17 protein-coding genes are annotated in these 17,141 nt (G+C 34.0%); 14 read left to right on the top strand and 3 right to left on the bottom strand.

Annotated elements, in window-relative coordinates; genetic code table 11:
- Positions 1 to 3: 3 nt before the first annotated feature.
- From wecB to mcrC, 13 genes are all read left to right on the top strand, one after another.
- Entirely contained in the window at positions 4 to 1,170 is a 1,167-nt protein-coding gene (wecB, locus tag G6R40_RS05590; protein WP_165132754.1) for a non-hydrolyzing UDP-N-acetylglucosamine 2-epimerase, read from the top strand.
- The gene (locus tag G6R40_RS05585) at positions 1,170 to 2,396 is read left to right on the top strand and encodes a glycosyltransferase family 4 protein (protein WP_165132751.1); all 1,227 of its coding nucleotides are present in this window, start codon (positions 1,170 to 1,172) and stop codon (positions 2,394 to 2,396) included. The genes wecB and G6R40_RS05585 overlap by 1 nt, the downstream gene beginning before the upstream one ends.
- Positions 2,396 to 2,977 (top strand): GNAT family N-acetyltransferase, encoded by a 582-nt coding sequence (locus G6R40_RS05580; protein WP_165132748.1) that lies wholly within the window; start codon positions 2,396 to 2,398, stop codon positions 2,975 to 2,977. Before G6R40_RS05585 ends, G6R40_RS05580 begins: the two co-directional genes overlap by 1 nt.
- A 4-nt stretch (positions 2,978 to 2,981) precedes the next feature.
- Positions 2,982 to 4,199, top strand: a complete 1,218-nt coding sequence (locus tag G6R40_RS05575; RefSeq protein WP_165132745.1) for a DegT/DnrJ/EryC1/StrS family aminotransferase — start codon at positions 2,982 to 2,984, stop codon at positions 4,197 to 4,199.
- On the top strand, positions 4,199 to 4,789 hold the full coding sequence (locus G6R40_RS05570; protein WP_165132742.1) for a sugar transferase: 591 nt from the start codon (positions 4,199 to 4,201) through the stop codon (positions 4,787 to 4,789). Before G6R40_RS05575 ends, G6R40_RS05570 begins: the two co-directional genes overlap by 1 nt.
- Positions 4,790 to 4,807: 18 nt before the next feature.
- A complete protein-coding gene (rfbC, locus tag G6R40_RS05565; protein WP_165132739.1) occupies positions 4,808 to 5,356 on the top strand; it encodes a dTDP-4-dehydrorhamnose 3,5-epimerase in 549 nt (182 codons plus the stop codon).
- A 115-nt stretch (positions 5,357 to 5,471) separates the two neighbouring features.
- The gene (gene rimO / locus G6R40_RS05560; protein ID WP_165132736.1) at positions 5,472 to 6,773 is read left to right on the top strand and encodes a 30S ribosomal protein S12 methylthiotransferase RimO; all 1,302 of its coding nucleotides are present in this window, start codon (positions 5,472 to 5,474) and stop codon (positions 6,771 to 6,773) included.
- 536 nt (positions 6,774 to 7,309) lie between these two features.
- Positions 7,310 to 7,684 (top strand): septal ring lytic transglycosylase RlpA family protein, encoded by a 375-nt coding sequence (locus G6R40_RS05555; RefSeq protein ID WP_165132733.1) that lies wholly within the window; start codon positions 7,310 to 7,312, stop codon positions 7,682 to 7,684.
- A 162-nt stretch (positions 7,685 to 7,846) separates the two neighbouring features.
- The gene (locus G6R40_RS05550) at positions 7,847 to 9,103 is read left to right on the top strand and encodes a CinA family nicotinamide mononucleotide deamidase-related protein (protein WP_165132730.1); all 1,257 of its coding nucleotides are present in this window, start codon (positions 7,847 to 7,849) and stop codon (positions 9,101 to 9,103) included.
- A 119-nt stretch (positions 9,104 to 9,222) separates the two neighbouring features.
- Positions 9,223 to 9,486 (top strand): YHS domain-containing protein, encoded by a 264-nt coding sequence (locus G6R40_RS05545; RefSeq protein ID WP_165132727.1) that lies wholly within the window; start codon positions 9,223 to 9,225, stop codon positions 9,484 to 9,486.
- 258 nt (positions 9,487 to 9,744) lie between these two features.
- Positions 9,745 to 10,995: a site-specific integrase gene (locus tag G6R40_RS05540; protein ID WP_165132724.1), complete on the top strand. Its 1,251-nt coding sequence runs from the start codon at positions 9,745 to 9,747 to the stop codon at positions 10,993 to 10,995.
- Between the two features lie 176 nt (positions 10,996 to 11,171).
- Positions 11,172 to 13,064: an AAA family ATPase gene (locus G6R40_RS05535; RefSeq protein ID WP_165132721.1), complete on the top strand. Its 1,893-nt coding sequence runs from the start codon at positions 11,172 to 11,174 to the stop codon at positions 13,062 to 13,064.
- A 3-nt stretch (positions 13,065 to 13,067) separates the two neighbouring features.
- Positions 13,068 to 14,105 carry a 5-methylcytosine-specific restriction endonuclease system specificity protein McrC gene (gene mcrC / locus G6R40_RS05530; RefSeq protein WP_165132701.1) on the top strand — a complete coding sequence of 346 codons (1,038 nt, stop codon included), beginning with the start codon at positions 13,068 to 13,070 and terminating at the stop codon, positions 14,103 to 14,105.
- 103 nt (positions 14,106 to 14,208) lie between these two features.
- Here the strand turns inward: mcrC and G6R40_RS05525 are convergent, their stop codons facing one another.
- A complete protein-coding gene (locus tag G6R40_RS05525) occupies positions 14,209 to 14,490 on the bottom strand; it encodes a helix-turn-helix domain-containing protein (protein WP_034979496.1) in 282 nt (93 codons plus the stop codon).
- The gene (locus G6R40_RS05520; protein ID WP_034737355.1) at positions 14,487 to 14,783 is read right to left on the bottom strand and encodes a helix-turn-helix domain-containing protein; all 297 of its coding nucleotides are present in this window, start codon (positions 14,781 to 14,783) and stop codon (positions 14,487 to 14,489) included. Before G6R40_RS05520 ends, G6R40_RS05525 begins: the two co-directional genes overlap by 4 nt.
- A 205-nt stretch (positions 14,784 to 14,988) precedes the next feature.
- On the opposite strand from G6R40_RS05520, the gene G6R40_RS05515 reads away from it, so the two are divergent.
- A complete protein-coding gene (locus G6R40_RS05515; protein WP_165132698.1) occupies positions 14,989 to 15,963 on the top strand; it encodes an arsenic resistance protein in 975 nt (324 codons plus the stop codon).
- Positions 15,964 to 16,156: 193 nt separating this feature from the next.
- On the opposite strand, the gene G6R40_RS05510 is transcribed toward G6R40_RS05515, so the two are convergent.
- On the bottom strand, positions 16,157 to 16,570 hold the full coding sequence (locus tag G6R40_RS05510; protein ID WP_228455930.1) for a DUF3408 domain-containing protein: 414 nt from the start codon (positions 16,568 to 16,570) through the stop codon (positions 16,157 to 16,159).
- Positions 16,571 to 17,141: the final 571 nt, after the last annotated feature.

The raw sequence follows: 17,141 nt of genomic DNA, 5'->3' as shown, positions 1-17,141 counted from the left end.
TAAATGAAAAAATTAAAAGTAATGACGGTTGTGGGAACACGACCAGAAATCATAAGATTATCAAGAGTATTAATGGCTTTAGACAATTCTGAAGCTGTAGAACATATCATCGTCCACACAGGACAAAATTACGATTACGAACTCAATCAAATTTTCTTTGAAGATTTAGGACTTCGTAAACCAGATTATTTTTTAGAAGCAGCTGGAAAAACAGCAACAGAAACGGTAGGGAATATTTTAATTAAAATAGATCCCTTGTTGGAAGAATTGCAACCTGATGCTTTTTTGGTTTTAGGTGATACCAATTCTTGTTTGTGTGCAATTCCTGCGAAAAAAAGACATATTCCGATTTTCCACATGGAAGCAGGAAACCGGTGTTTCGACCAAAGAGTTCCCGAAGAAACCAACCGAAAAATTGTAGATCATACTTCGGATATCAATCTTACTTATTCCGATATTGCGCGCGAATATTTATTGAGAGAAGGACTTCCTGCGGACAGAATTATCAAAACAGGTTCGCCGATGTTTGAGGTTTTGAATCATTATCTACCGCAAATTAAAGCATCCAATGTTTTAGAAAAATTGAATTTAGAAAAAGGAAAATTCTTTGTCGTTTCTTCTCACCGTGAAGAAAATATCAATTCAGAGAAAAATTTCCGTGGATTAATGACTTCTCTGAATGCAATTGCCGAAAAATACCAATATCCAATCATCGTTTCTACGCATCCACGTACACAAAATATGATTGATAAGATGCAAATTGAAATGCGTCCAGAAATTCAGTTCCTAAAACCTCTTGGTTTCCATGATTATAATGCGCTTCAAATGCATGCGTATGCTTGTCTATCGGACTCAGGAACCATTTCAGAAGAATCTTCAATTCTAAATTTCAGAGCCTTAAATATTCGTCAAGCTCACGAAAGACCAGAAGCTATGGAAGAAGCATCAGTAATGATGGTGGGACTTTCTCCAGAACGAATTATGCAAGGTTTAGCGCAATTACAAACACAAGTCATTGGAGAAAGAAATACGCTAGTTTCTAATTCCCAGTCTCCAAACTTCCGTCCTGTAGCAGATTATTCAATGCCAAATGTTTCCGAAAAAGTGGTGAGAATTATTATTTCTTACACAGATTATATTAAAAGAACCGTTTGGTCGGAAGAAATATAATGATGAGTAATAGACTCTTTTATGTAGCGCAATACTTCACGCCAGAACCTTATCTTAAAGATATTGATTTTATAAAATCGTTGAAAGAGAAAGGTTGGGATCCCGTTGTGATAACTGGTTTACCGAATTATCCCAAAGGAGAAATATATTCTGGTTATAAAAATTCATTGTTTCAGGTTGAAACTCTGGATGGGATAAAAGTAATTAGGACTTTTACCTATGCCGATCATAGTTTGAATGTTTTTAAACGGATTCTCAATTACCTTTGTTTTGGGATTTTTGCATCTTATGCCATTTTTAAATTCGGTAAAAAAGAAAGCTTTTATTATATTTTGCAGTCATCGCCATTTGTGGTTTTTGTAGCTTGGACGGTTAAATTATTCAAAAGAAAGTCTAAAACATTACTCGATATTCAGGATGTTTTTCCCGAGAATATTCGAGTTTCTGGCGTGGTTAAGTTTGGGTGGATCATCAAAATATTAGATGTTTTACTGAATAACTTTTATTATCGCTTTTTTGATTGTTTTGTAACTGTTTCTAATAGCTTTAATAAAATAGTTGAATCAAAAGGAATTTCAAAAACAAAAATCTTAACTTTATACAATTGGTCAATGGTGGAGAAAAATCCGGAGGTCGATTATGAAAATTATCAATTTTCTGGAGATTCCTACAATATTGTGTATGCTGGGAATATTGGGGTGCATCAGGGTTTATCATTATTAACTGAAGCGTACCAAATGGTAGAAGAAAAATTCCCGAAAATTAAATTTCATTTTTTCGGTGATGGGACGGATTTTGAAATTTTGAAAACCAAACTGAAAACCCAAAACATAAACAATGTAGAATTGCACGGACGAGTGTCAAGCAATGAAATTTCAAAGTATTTGAATGCAGCCGATTGTTTATTTTTACATTTGATTTCGGATCCAATTTATAAATCCATTATTCCTTCAAAACTTCAGGCTTATATTGAGGTTGGAAAACCAGTTTTAGGCGGAGTAGAAGGTGAAGCTGCAGAATTAATCAGTGCGAATAGACTGGGCGAAGTTTTTGAATCTGAAAATAATATAGCAATGTTAACAGCAATCCAAAAGCTGTACAATATGGATGAGTTAATGGTCAAGAATATAGAAGAGCAAAGCAAATTGCTTTATGCGCAAGAGTTTTCTAGAGCAGCAGGAGCGTCCAAGATTCATGATTTTTTAAAACAAAATGTAATTAACTAATGAAAACAAGACCAGCTAACAATAGTGATATTAAAAAAATAGTCGAGATACATCTTTTACGTTTTCAAAATTTTTTCTTAAGTAGCTTAGGGAAAATTTTTTTAATTGAGTTTTATCGCGCGTTTTTAAAAAAGCCTGGCCTTTTAGTGGTTTTAGAAGATGAAGATAAAATAGTTGGATTTGCTGCAGGAAGTTTTAATAATACATCCTTTTTTAAAAAACTGTTAAAAAATAATTTATTTGGATTTGCCAAAGCTGGACTACATATTTTTTTCACGAATCCAGTAGCCTTAAAAAGATTAGGCTCAAATGCTAGCAAATCTAGCCAAGAAATGCTTATTTTTGCAGAATTGTTAAGTATTGCTACTATTTCAAATAAAAAAGGTTATGGCAAAATATTATTGTCAGCATTTGAAAAAGAACTTAGCAATGAAAATAATAAACTGCCAATATCACTAACTACCGATTTTGATAATAATGATAAAGCTATCATGTTTTATAAAGATTGCGGTTACGAAATTCTTAATGAATTTGAAAGTTATAACGGCAGAAAAATGTATAGATTTATAAAAAAAACATAAAAATATGAAAATTCCCTTTTCTCCACCTTTTGTAGATCAAGATGTCGTCGATGAAGTTGTCGATACTTTGGAATCTGGATGGATAACCACTGGACCCAAAGTAAAAGCCTTGGAAGAGGAAGTGTGCAAATTAACACACGCACCAAGAGCTTTGGCAGTTAATTCTTGGACATCAGGTGCTATTTTAATTTTAAAATGGTTTGGAATAAAAGAAGGAGATGAAGTTATTGTCCCAGCATATACCTATAGTGCAACTGCATTGGCTGTTTTGCATTGTGGTGCCACGCCAATTATGGTAGATGTAAAAGAGGACTTCACTATTGATCCAGAAAAAGTAAGATTAGCAATAACAGATAAGACAAAAGTGATAATGCCAGTGGATATAGCTGGTTTACCATGTGATTATGATGCTATAAACGATATTGTAAATGACGAATCGGTTAAAAGTAAATTTGTAGCAAACTCCGAAAACCAAAAAAAACTTGGACGAATGCTAGTACTTTCTGATGCCGCTCATTCAGTGGGGGCAATGTACAAACATAAGGAAACGGGCGTTTGGGCAGATATTACAATTTTCTCATTTCATGCCGTGAAAAATATTACAACTTCTGAAGGAGGTGCAATTTGTATTAACCTTCCAGAACCGTTTAATAATGATGAAGAGTATGCAACCATGCGTCTTTGGACTTTAAATGGTCAAACAAAAGATGCGTTTACAAAATCTCAAGGCGGTGGAAGTAGTTGGAAATATGATATTGTTTTTCAAGGCTTGAAAGTGAATATGCCTGATGTTTGTGCGGCCATTGGTCTAGCACAAATTAGAAAATATTCTTCACAGTTAATGGAAGAAAGAAAGCGTGTTGCAGAGCGTTATCATCAATATTTTTCACAAAAGCATTGGTCACAACTTCCAATCATAAAAGATGACAGCCGAACGTCTTGTTATCATTTATATGCACTCAGAATTAATAATATTTCTGAAGAACAACGTGACCAAATGATAGAATATATTTCTAATAATGGCGTATCTGTGAATGTGCATTTTATTCCAATGCCAATGTTGACATTATTTAAAAATTTAGGCTATAATATTGCCAACTATCCTGTAGCATACGATAATTATTCTAGAGAAATTTCTTTACCAATTTATCCACAGCTCTCAGATACTGATGTCGATTATATTTGTAATGTTATAGAAGAAGCTTATCAAAAAGTAGTTTAATGAAAAGATTTTTTGATATTGTTTTGTCGCTTATAGGTATTATCGTACTTATACCTGTTTATATAATTATTGCTATAGCAATCAGCTTAGATAGTAAAGGTGGCGTTATTTATCGTCAAAAAAGAATTGGTAGAAATTCTGTTCCTTTTGATGTTCTTAAGTTTCGAACTATGCGACCAGATTCATTTTCAAAAGGAGCATTAACAGTAGGAGACCGTGATCCACGCGTGACCAAAGTGGGATATTTTCTAAGAAAATATAAACTTGATGAATTACCACAATTGTTTAACGTGCTTCTAGGAGACATGTCTTTCGTAGGGCCACGTCCAGAAGTTGAAAAATACACAAAGCTTTATAACGAAGAACAAAAAAAAGTTCTTTCTGTTAGGCCTGGGATTACCGATAATGCGTCAATTAAATACAGAAACGAAAGCGAATTGTTGGCGAAAAGCCAAAACCCAGAACAAACTTATATAGATGTTATTATGCCCGAAAAGCTTACGATCAACTTAGATTATATTGAAGATAACAATGTTTTTAAAGATATAAAAATTATTTTTGATACCTTCTCCGCGATTGTTAAAGACTAATAAACCATTGATATTTTTATGAAACTAAAAGAAACACCGCTTAAAGATTGCTATATTATTGAGCCAAGCATTTTCGAAGATGAAAGAGGCTATTTTTACGAAAAATTCAATGAGAAAAAATTTGAAGAACTAACGGGTCTTAACGGTCATTTTGTTCAGGATAATATTTCTAAATCTTCTTATGGCGTTGTCCGTGGTGTTCATTTGCAAAAAGGAGAACATGCACAAGCCAAACTTGTATCTTGCTTAGAAGGTCGCGTTTTTGATGTCGCGGTAGATCTCAGAAAAGATTCCGAAACTTATGGACAATGGTTTGGGATAGAACTAAGCGCAGAAAACAAACGTCAACTTTATGTTCCAAGAGGTTTTGGGCATGGCTTTTCGGTACTAAGTGAAACCGCAGTCTTTTCTTATAAATGCGATAATTTTTATAATAAAGAAGCCGAAGGCGCAATTGCGTGGAACGATCCAGATGTGGGAATCGATTGGCAAATCCCTTTAGAAGACGCTATTTTGTCGGATAAAGACAAACACTCACCAAGTTTTAAAGAAGAACAATTTTTATAAATATTAAAGAACCAAAATTTGGTTCTTTTTTTATTCCTAAATTTGCAAATTGGCATTCTGAGCATTGTGAGGAATCGCGAAACATCAATATTTATAAATTATCTATTATATAATAATGCGTACAAAATCAACAGGTAAAAAGAAAATTAATATAGTAACGCTTGGATGTTCCAAGAATGTCTACGACTCCGAAGTGTTAATGGGCCAACTACAAGCCAATGGTAAAGAAGTCGTACACGAAGATCGCGGCGATATTGTGGTGATCAACACTTGTGGTTTTATCGATAATGCTAAAGAAGAGTCGATTAATACAATTCTAGATTTTGTCGAGGCCAAAAGTAGAGGCGAAGTAGAACAGGTTTTCGTAACGGGATGTTTGTCGGAGCGCTATAAGCCTGACTTGATTCGTGAAATTCCTGATGTTGACCAATATTTCGGAACCCGCGATTTGCCTATTTTATTAAAACATCTTGGCGCCGATTATAAGCACGAATTGGTTGGAGAACGTCTTACAACAACACCAAAACACTATGCCTATCTTAAAATATCCGAAGGTTGCGATAGACCATGTTCCTTTTGCGCCATTCCTTTGATGCGTGGCGGACACATTTCCACGCCCATCGAAAAATTGGTGGAAGAAGCTTCAAAATTAGCCAAGAAAGGAACTAAGGAATTGATTTTAATCGCACAAGATCTTACCTATTACGGGTTGGATATCTATAAAAGACGCGCATTAGGCGATTTGCTGAAAGAATTGGTTAAAATTGATGGTATCGATTGGATTCGACTTCATTATGCGTTTCCATCAGGATTTCCAGAAGATGTTTTGGACATTATTCGTGAAGAACCGAAAGTTTGTAACTATATCGACATTCCGTTGCAACACATCAATTCGGATTTGTTGAAATCTATGAAGCGTGGAACAACACACGAAAAGACCGATGCGCTTTTGGCTAAATTCCGTGAGAAAGTTCCAGATATGGCTATTCGTACAACCTTGATTGTTGGCTATCCTGGCGAAACCGAAGAGCGCTTCCTAGAATTAAAAGATTGGGTGCGCGAGCAAAGGTTTGACCGATTGGGATGTTTCACCTATTCGCATGAAGAAAATACAACAGCACATGTTTTGGAAGATGATGTTCCTCAGGAAGTTAAAGAAGCCCGTGTAGAAGAGATTATGGAGTTGCAATCGCAAATATCTTGGGAGAAAAATCAAGAACGTATCGGAAAGGTTTATAAATGTATTTTTGATCGCAAAGAAGGTAATTATTTCGTTGGTAGAACGGAGTTCGATTCGCCGGACGTTGATAATACAGTTTTGGTTTCTGCTGTAGATACCTATATTTCGATTGGCGATTTTGCAAATGTGAAGATTACTTCTGCAGAAGAATTCGATTTGTATGGTGAATTGATTTAAAATTAACATCGATTATAAAATTTAAGCTCTGATATTTTCAGGGCTTTTTTTACGCAAAATCTTATTTTTCTTAAAATTTCATCTGTTTTAGTTTAAATGATTGATTGTCAGTTTGTTTTGATTTTTTATTGCTTTTTAATTTTAATATTTTAATATATTCTTGTGATTCTTTATAGATATTTATGATATCCGTAATAGTTTCGTCCTTTTAAAATATCAAATTTTTTATAAAAACCAATTTAAATTAATGAATAGTCAAAATTGACATTTATGCTTTGAATATTAAAATGTGCTAAAAATCAATTATTTAAGAGGTTTTTGTGTTTTGGTAATAGCTCTAATTGTTTTAAAATTTTAAGAAAATAAGATTAAAATTAACGTTTTTTAACAAACTCTGAAAACTGCTGTAAATAAAAGACTTACAGCTGATGTTAATTTAATTTTAAGATAATTTTAAGACTTGCTGGTGCTAAGTTTTTCCTCTCGAAGCTTTTCGGGATAACTTTGCGGAGTCAAAACAATTAAAAAATTCAAAAATGATGAAAAGATTCATTCTCGTAATCATAATGATGATTTCAACACTTGGTATTTACTCTTTCACTTACAAGAGTGATGCCACAGATGCCAAAACAAGTTTTGCATCGTACTACCACGATAAGTTTGAAGGTAGAAAAACAGCTAGCGGTGAGATTTTCGATAACGATGCCTTTACAGCAGCTAACAGAAGTATCCCTTTTGGGACAAAAGTGAAAATTACGAATCTTCGTAATGGTAAAAGTGTCGTAGTGAGAATTAATGATAGAGGACCTTTTACAAAATCTAGAGCTTTTGATATGTCAAAAGCCGCTTTTGCTGAGATTGGAAATTTGTCAATAGGACATCTCCCAATCGAATATGAAATTGTCGATTAAGATTAAAAAAATTTTAGTTAGTAAGAAAGCATCTGTAGCACTTGTGTTACGGATGCTTTTTTTTATTTTTATCCTCAAGTAAAAATTTGTAGAAAAGTAAAACCTGTATCATGTAAGTTTGCTTTTTCTTTTTTAAAACAAAACGGTTTAAAATAAAACCTTATGAAAAACGCAATTCTTATCACCATCGGTGACGAAATTTTATCTGGAAATACCATAGATACCAACTCTAACTTCATCGCAAGAGAGCTAAAATCTATCGGCATTTCTGTAAAACAAATTTTTACGATTTCCGATGAACTCGAATCCATAAAATCTTGCTTAAAAACAGCCTTGGAAACGGCCGATTTGGTAATTGCAACCGGCGGTTTAGGCCCAACGCGTGATGATAAAACAAAAAAGGCTTTCGCTGAGTTTTTTAATGATAATCTTGTTTTAGACGAAGAAACCTACCAACATTTATCGAAATATCTCCAAAAAAGAAAGCGTCAACATTTATTAGAATTGAATGTTTCTCAAGCAGAAGTTTTATCGAAAGCTAAGGTTTTTCAAAATGAATATGGCACAGCACCTTGCCAAATGATTGATGATAACGGGAAATTGGTGTTTTCTTTACCAGGCGTGCCTTACGAAGTCAAACCTTTAATTAAGGATAAAATTATTCCTTATTTAAAAGAAAGCTTTGAAATGGATTCTATTTTAACTCGTATTGTTTCTGTGGTTAATATTCCAGAAAGTATTTTGGCGGAGCGCATTTCAGATTGGGAAGATCAACTTCCAACTCATATTTCTTTATCCTATTTACCAATCGGAAATCGTGTTAAGCTGAGAATTACAGCATCAGGAAAAGATAAATCTATTTTAGAAAAAGAAGTTGAACATCAAATTCAAGTGCTTTTAAAAATTATCGATGATCATGTTATAGCGACTTACGAAGATAAAATTGAGAAAATTCTAGGTGAAATTCTTACCGAGAAAAAACTTAGTATTTCCACAGCCGAAAGTTGTACAGGCGGTGAAATTTCTAAATTAATAACTTCGGTTTCCGGAAGTTCCAATTATTTTCTTGGCGGAATTGTAACCTACGCCACACAAAAGAAAGTGACTATTTTAAAGGTTTCAAAAGAAAGTCTGGCAAAACACACCGTGGTAAGCGAAGAAGTCGCTTTGGAAATGGCGCGTGGCGGACAACAACTTTTCGGGACCGATATTTGTCTGTCAACCACTGGTGTTGCAGGTCCTAACAAAGGTGAAGATGGCAAAGATGTTGGCACAGTTTATTATGCGATTCGGGTGGGAAATATGGAGGAAGTTGGGCATTTATATTTACCACATCTAGAGCGTACAGATTTTATGAATTTTGTTGCCCAACGTATTTTGCAGGGTTTGGTAGCGATTTTGGTCAGAGCCAACGAATGATAAGTTTCAGCTTTAGAAATGGCTTTATCACAATTTTCTTTAGTAGTTTTGTTAGATAAGGCTCAGAAAGAGTTCTATCTCGACTATTTTAGAATATAATTTTATTAAAAATAAACATCATGAAAAACCTGGCATTTATCCTTTTTGCAGTTTCTTTAGTCGCTTGCAACAAAGAGAAAAATCTTGAAGTAAAGCAAGTTACTGAAATGGAAACTGGGAATAAAATAAATATCCAAGTGGCCAACGCTGAAGATCCTATTTGTAATATGAAAACAGCGGAACATCTTAGCGATACTTTAACGTATAAAGGCGAAGTATATGGTTTTTGTGGTCCGATGTGCAAAGAAGAATTCAAAAAAAATCCTGACTCTTATTTAAAATAAATTTTCAGTAAAAATACATCAAAGATTAATAACAGGGAAAACGGTTGTAAATAAAGGCTTTACAATCGTTTTTTAATTTTTTGGTAATGAGGTAAAAAGCAGAAAAAAGCGAGGTTAGGCAAAAGTAAGGTTACTAAAACGTTACTTTTAAGCATTAGAAATAATCGCTTTAAAATGCTGTAATTCAGTCTTCTGCATAGTTTTTCGTATTGTTCCGTAGCTCACATAGGTTTAATTTTATCATTAAGAATTGTGAGTATGGAAACGACAAAAAAATCAACGTTTAAGGTTCTTTTCTACCTTAAAAAGAATGCCCCGAAGAAGAACGGAAAAGTTACGGTTATGTGCAGGATTACCGTAAACGGCAAACAGTCTGCATTCAGTACAAAGCTGGATATTTCTGCATCAAATTGGGATTTGAAGTATGGAAGGGTTTTAGGAAAAAGCCGAGAAGCCCAAGATGTGAACAGCAAGCTTGATAAAATCCGTTTGAGTATTGAGGAATGCTATTCCAAAATTCTGAAGAACGAGGGGGCTGTAAACAGTACTAAACTTAAAAATGCCATCCTCGGTATGGAAAGCGGAGAAATGACCTTTTTCAAGTTCTATGAACAGTTTCTTTCCGACTATGAGAAAAAGGTCAATAGCGGACTTCGGGTAAATGGAACACGAAGTAAGTATAAAACACTATTAAGACATCTTCGCAATTTTGTACTTACAAAATACGGTTACTCCGATGTGTCTTTTAACGACCTTACTCCTGATTTTGTACAGGACTTTGATTACTACCTGCGTGATGACCAAAGCTTGACACATAACACCATTTGGCTGTATATGATTGGCTTTACCACGCTTTGCCGTTTGGCAATGAGTAGAAAGCATCTTGCTTTCAATCCGTTCAGCGAGTACAAGAATACCAAAAAGGACAAAGACAGAGGTTATCTGTTGCGGAACGAGTTGGAACAGCTTGTAATGTTAAACTGCGAGAAAAAGAAAGACGAATTGGTTAAAGACCTGTTTGTTTTCAGTTGCTTTACTGGTCTTTCCTATTCAGATATGAAAGGGCTTAGAAACAGCAATATTCAGGATTTCTTTGACGGTAACCAGTGGATTATCATACGTAGGAAAAAAACAGCCACATCGTCAAATGTGATGCTGTTGGATATTCCCAAAATGATTATCGAAAAATATGCTGGATTTTCAAAAGACGGAAAGGCATTTCCTGTACCATCAAATACGGTTTGTAACGACAGCTTAAAAAGAATATCTCAATTGATTGATTGCCTTAAAGAAAAGAAAGTAACCTTTCATTTAGCACGCCATACATTTGCCACATTGTTTTTGAGTGAGGGCGTTCCGCTCGAAAGTTTGAGCAAGATGTTGGGACATAAGAACATTGCCACCACACAAATTTACGCCAAGATACTTAATGAGAAAGTCGGAAAGGATATGCAAAAGGTTTCCCATAAATTTAAGGGTATGGAAAAGTCATTTGTTTCGCAACTCTGAACAGTGATTTATAATTCTGATGTACAAAAGTCAATGTTAACTGCATTGGCTTTTTTTGTAATTTAGGCATTGATAAAATAATATCTACGAAAAGTTAAAATAGTATAAATATTGACCAGTTTCGGGGTTATACAAACAGTAAAGAAGATGCCGAAATCAGGAGTAAAAAAGAAAGTATGACACAAGAAGAACTGATAATAAATTGGAGCGATAAAATCCTTCAACATTTACTGAAACTCAAAGAAGAAAAATATCTTGACCTAACTTTTTGGCTTAGAAAAAAAGATAGTGAAAGACTTAGAAAAGGATATTGGTTTCAAGGAAGTCATTACATTTTTCTCGGTTTGGTAAATAAAGGCGATTGGAAAAACAAAACTAGACAAGCAGGTTTGGTATTTAATTTTTGGGATATTGAAAATCCCAATGCCTATCTTGAGTTAGCATTTCAATCAGAAAAAGACACACAAATCATACAAGCTTATGAAGAAATAATTGAGAAAATAGGAGGATTCGAACAAAAGGGCAAAGGCAATTACTATAAGCATTATCCTGAAACAGATTTCATAAAAACAATTAACTCTTTCTATTCAAACGAGTGGAAAATATTTATAGAGACTTTTGAAAAATTTAATCTTACAGAAGAATTAATCATACCCGAAGACAAGTTTCAGAGCTTATTGAACAGAACATTGCAAGTTAAAGAGAATAGAGATATTGAATTACCACAAGATACTACTCACGAACCAGATGACGACATAAATTATTGGTGGTTAAATGCAAATCCAAAAATTTGGTCAATTAGTAAACATAATGTTGGGGAGAAACAGACCTATACCACCCATAATGAAAAAGGAAACAAAAGAAGAATCTACAAACATTTCGAAGCTACCAAAAGAGGTGATTTAATGATTGGGTATGAAAGTACTCCTACTAAGCAAATAAAAGCTATCTATGAAATTACACAAGGAATTCATAATACAGTCAAAGGAGAAGAAATTGAGTTTGAACTGATTGAAAAATTAGAAATTCCTATTCATTGGAATGATTTGAAAAACAATCCCTCGCTTCAAGAATGTGAAGTCTTTATAAATAACCAAGGAAGTTTATTCAAGCTGACAGAGGAAGAATATGAAATTATAAGAGAGATTATTGATAATAAAAATATTATCACAGAAAAACTCCTTCAGTCTGAAAACATCAAGAGTTACAAATTTTCTGAAGATGCAGACAAGCCATTTATCAGTGAAGAAGATTTCTCGAATACAGTTTCATTATTAAAGCGGAAGAAAAATATAATTCTACAAGGTCCTCCAGGTGTAGGAAAGACTTTTATCGCTAGAAAACTTGCTTATGAAATTATGCAAGAGATAAAAGATACTAATATTGAAATGGTTCAATTTCATCAATCTTATAGTTATGAGGATTTTATACAAGGTCTACGCCCTACCCAAAAAGGAGGGTTTGATTTACGAGATGGTATTTTTTACTCATTTTGTCAAAGAGCGTTGGCTCATCCTGACCGTCCTTTCTTTTTCATAATTGATGAAATCAATAGAGGTAACTTAAGTAAAATATTTGGCGAGTTATTGATGTTAATTGAAGCTGATAAAAGAGATGAAAAATTTGCATTAAAACTTACATATTCAGAAGATGAAGAAGACCGATTTTATGTTCCAGAAAATCTGTATATAATTGGTACAATGAATACAGCTGACCGTTCTCTTGCAATAGTAGATTATGCTTTGAGAAGAAGATTTGCTTTTGTTTCATTACAGCCTGATTATGGTCTAAATTTTCGCTCGTTTTTAAGTGACAAAGGTTTGTCAGAAGGAATTATTGAACACATATGCACTTCAATTTCAAAATTAAATATCAAAATAAAAGAAGATGTTAACCTTGGAGAAGGCTTTCAAATTGGACATAGCTATTTTTGTACATACTCAAATGATAGAAATGAAAATCAGTGGTGGTCGGACATATTAAATTATGAACTAAAGCCGTTGCTGGAAGAGATTTGGTTTGACGACCTTTCAAAAGTTTCTGATATATTAAAACAGCTTTCAAGGTAAAAAATGGCAATCCCAATCGAAAATATATACTTTTTGCTTTGCTATGCTTGGAACAAGTTAGACGAAAAAGAACGTGTTTATGTTTCTATAGATGACAAAACAGAATTACTCGATTTATTTGCTAAGGTACTAATTACCTCTTCAAAGCTTTTACTCAAAAGAGGAATCGATAAAAGTTATATAGACCACCAAGAAGAAATTTCAGGGGTTAAAGGCAAAATTGAAATCAGTCAGACTCTCAAGAGAAATTTACTTTTCAAACAAAAAACTGTTTGTACTTATGATGATTTCTCTGCCAATATTATCACAAATCAAATTTTGGTTTCAACAATTAATAGGCTCACGAGAACAAAAGGCATTGACCCTTTCCTAAAAATGGAATTAGCAAAATTGCAAACAATGTTACTCGGAGTTGACTTAATTGAAATCAAAGCAAGTCACTTTAAACAAGTCAAATTAAACAGAAATAATCGTTTTTATGGTTTTGTGATGAATGTATGTCATCTTATTTTTCAAAGTACATTCCCATCAGAAGAAAAAGGGAAATACAAATTTTCTGACTTTACAAAGGATGAAAAGAAAATGAATCAGTTGTTTGAAGCGTTTATTAGAAATTTTTATCGTATTGAGCAGAGAAAATTTAACACTGTTAAAAAAGAAATAATTAAATGGCAATTTCAAGAAGATGATATCGAAAGTCATCAGTATCTACCTCAAATGGAAACTGATATTTCATTGGAAAATGAAGAAAAAAAGATAATTATTGATGCTAAATATTACAAAGAGACAATGACTGTCAATTACGACAAAGAGAGAATTAGGTCATCTAACCTATATCAGCTATTTAGTTATTTATTAAATCAGCAGGATGGTAGTGAAAAAACTAATATGGCAACTGGAATACTTTTATATCCAACTATTGAGAGAGATTATGATTTAGATTTTAAATATGACAATCATAAAATTCAGATACGGACTGTTAATCTTGACACAAATTGGAAAAATATATCGACAAGGCTTAAAGAAATAATAAACGTTTGATTTAACATTAATAAAGTAAGTTATATAATTTAAAACAGCCCATCGCTTTAAGCAGTGGGCTGTTTCTTTAATTGATGATACGTTCACAGTTTCAGACAGTCAGCTAACGCTGATAGTTATCTTCCAACACCTTGATAATATCACTTTCTCGAAAAAGAATTTTCCGTTCGAGCTTGATAAAAGGTATCAGTCCGTCATCTCTGTACTGTTGCAACGTCCGTTTGCTGATATGCAACATCTCGCAGACCTGTTCGCCTGACAGGTAGATTTCCCCTTTTAAAAGTGGGTGGAAATATTCCCTGATATACAGCAGTTCATTCTTGATGCCTACCACAGCTTCGAGCAAAGCAAGCATATCCTCGTTTGAATTTCCAATCTGTTTCATTTCTTTTGCTTTTTTAACGGTCGCTCTCCCTGCATAAATAATTCCACTTCGGATAATCTGAAATATGTTTTCCGATTGATTTGCGTTGCCCCAAGAATGCCCTTTGCCCTGTACGTCTGCAAAGTTCTTTTGCTAATGTTCAGTAGTTGACAGGCTTCCTGTTGGTCGAGCCATTTTGTTGCCTGTTGCAATGCTTTGTAGGGTGCGGTCATTTCCGCAATTAGATTGGAAACTTCCTTTACTTCCCTATGCAATGCTTTTAAAATCTGAATGTCTAAAACTGTTATTTCCATATCTGCATCATTTAAACCTCGAAAATAAAAGCTATTTACATAGGTTATTCCAATGTTGCTGTCAGAGGTAGCGTTTGGCGTTCAATTGCCAATAGTGTTACAGAATTTTTACCTTTGTGAGTATCTATTTATAAAAACGAAGTAAAATTCAGGTTGAATTGATTGCAGGTATTTGGGGAAATAAAAAACATAACTTTAATTTTGAATGATAAAAAAAGATAGGCTTGAAGAAAGACAAATCGGGATATACATTATTACCCTACTAATTAGTGTTTTTGTGGGTTTAAACTGGAATGACAGCAATATACTCGAAAAAACTATTGAGCCGATCATCGGGATTTTACTTTACAGTATGTTTTGCCAAATTCCTTTTTTGGAATTGAAACAGGCTCTAAAAAATCGTTCATTTTTTAAAGCTCTATTGTTTGGTAACTTTGTTTTAATTCCTCTATTAGTTTGGATATTGATAAACATTTTTCCAACAACACCAATCATCACACTTGGAGTAGCTTTGGTTTTACTAACTCCTTGTATTGATTATGTCATTGTTTTTTCGCACTTGGGAAAAGGTAATTCGAAAGCGGTTTTAGCTTCTACACCGTTATTGTTCATTTTTCAAATGTTATTACTGCCTTTGTATTTATGGATTTTTCTAGGAAAAGAAACTATAAGTATCATTGAAGTAACACCGTTCGTAAAAGCATTTCTTTATTTAATCGTCATTCCGTTTTTATTTTCTATTATTACGCAGATGGTATCCAAATCTGATAATAACGTTGGAAAAGCGATTTTGGATTTTTCGGGCTGGTTGCCTGTTCCATTTATGGCTTTGACTTTCTTTGTGGTTATTGCTTCACAAATTGGCGTGTTGTATAATAATCCCGAGCCTATTTTAAAGGTACTTCCTGTTTATATCGTATTTGCGATTATCGCTCCATTTATTGGAAAGATATCAGCACAATTGTTTAAAGTTGATGTTCAAAGTTCGAGAGCCATTTCGTTTTCTACAAGCACAAGAAATTCATTGGTAGTATTGCCTTTGGCACTTGCATTACCCGCACCTGAAAACCAATTAGTTGCTATTGTTATTGTGACACAGACAATTGTTGAAATTTTCTTTGAATTGATTTACATAAAGGTAATTCCAATAATAACTAAAGAAAGTAAAAACATTTTATAAAAGAATAAAAAGGTAGCAAAGTTAACGGATTACACCAACTCCGCACGCATAATGGCTTCGCCACCCTTTGGGACTTATAGTGCTTCGTTGGTTTAAATCCGTTGATTAAATGGCTTTCTTTTTTTTCTGTTTTTTTCTTTTGGTAACAATTTTAAGAGGAAGAAACGCACTACCTACCAACAATGCACTGCTATCAAAACAACGGCTTGTGCTTCTCATTATAGATTTCGCTAATTAACTCCCCGAACTCCTGAAAGTGGTACTCGATAATGTTGTCCAGATAGGCATAAATCGTCAGTTTGTCGACGCCCATAATATTGGTAAGCCTGTTAAATGTTTCATGGTGTTCCTGCCGTACATACACCGATTTACCCCTACTTGCAGTACTGTTCGGAATTTTAAAGAACTGTCCGCAGTAGTCCTGTTTGGTCAGCTTCTTTGGCTTGGAGGTACTTTTTTTCGTACTGTTCGCTGACGGTTTAGTTTGTTCCGTTTCTATTGCTATTTCCTCGGGTTCTTCTCCTGCCATTACACGCATAATAGCTTCCTCATCAACTTCGGGTTTTGCAAAGCCTTCCCGATGTGTTGCTCCTTGTTGTTCTATCAAAGGTTGTTTCTTTTCATCAATTAGGAAATTTTCAATAGAAAAATCCTTTTTTTTCGGGTTGCTGATTTTTGTTTTCTTCGTCTATCATATCTCTAAATTTTAATATTATCTCAAATTAGCTGTTTGGCTAGCTAAGCAGTCAGTTGTATGTACGATTGCACCTATGTAACAACCTATCTACCTATGCACCTGCATACCCTTAATTGGCTAGTTCATTAACTCAAAAATCTGTAATTCGTCTGCATTCAATCACGCAGATTTGCTGTCGGGATTTATGCAGATTGGCTACATAGTTAAGGTTATAACCAATCAGCCAGTTAACCAGTTACAAAGGAAATAAAAGCAATTCCAATCCCCATAAAGGTGGCAGTATTTGGCGTTTATTGGCTTTGTTTGGCGTGATTGTAAGTTGTTGTTATTCAAATAGTCTTATCGAACTTTGTAACGAAAGCGATTAGCTTTTTCGGCTAACTCCAATCCGTTTGCAAAAGGGATTTTTCTGAACTCCTGTTCAGAGCAAGTTATCTCTTGAGGTCCTCGAAATAAATTTCCGCACCTCAAGAGCACTTGC

Source organism: Chryseobacterium sp. POL2 (assembly GCF_011058315.1).
Taxonomy (GTDB): domain Bacteria; phylum Bacteroidota; class Bacteroidia; order Flavobacteriales; family Weeksellaceae; genus Soonwooa.
Note: the sequence above shows the minus strand (reverse complement) of the source record. Positions and strands in the feature narration are given on the sequence as shown.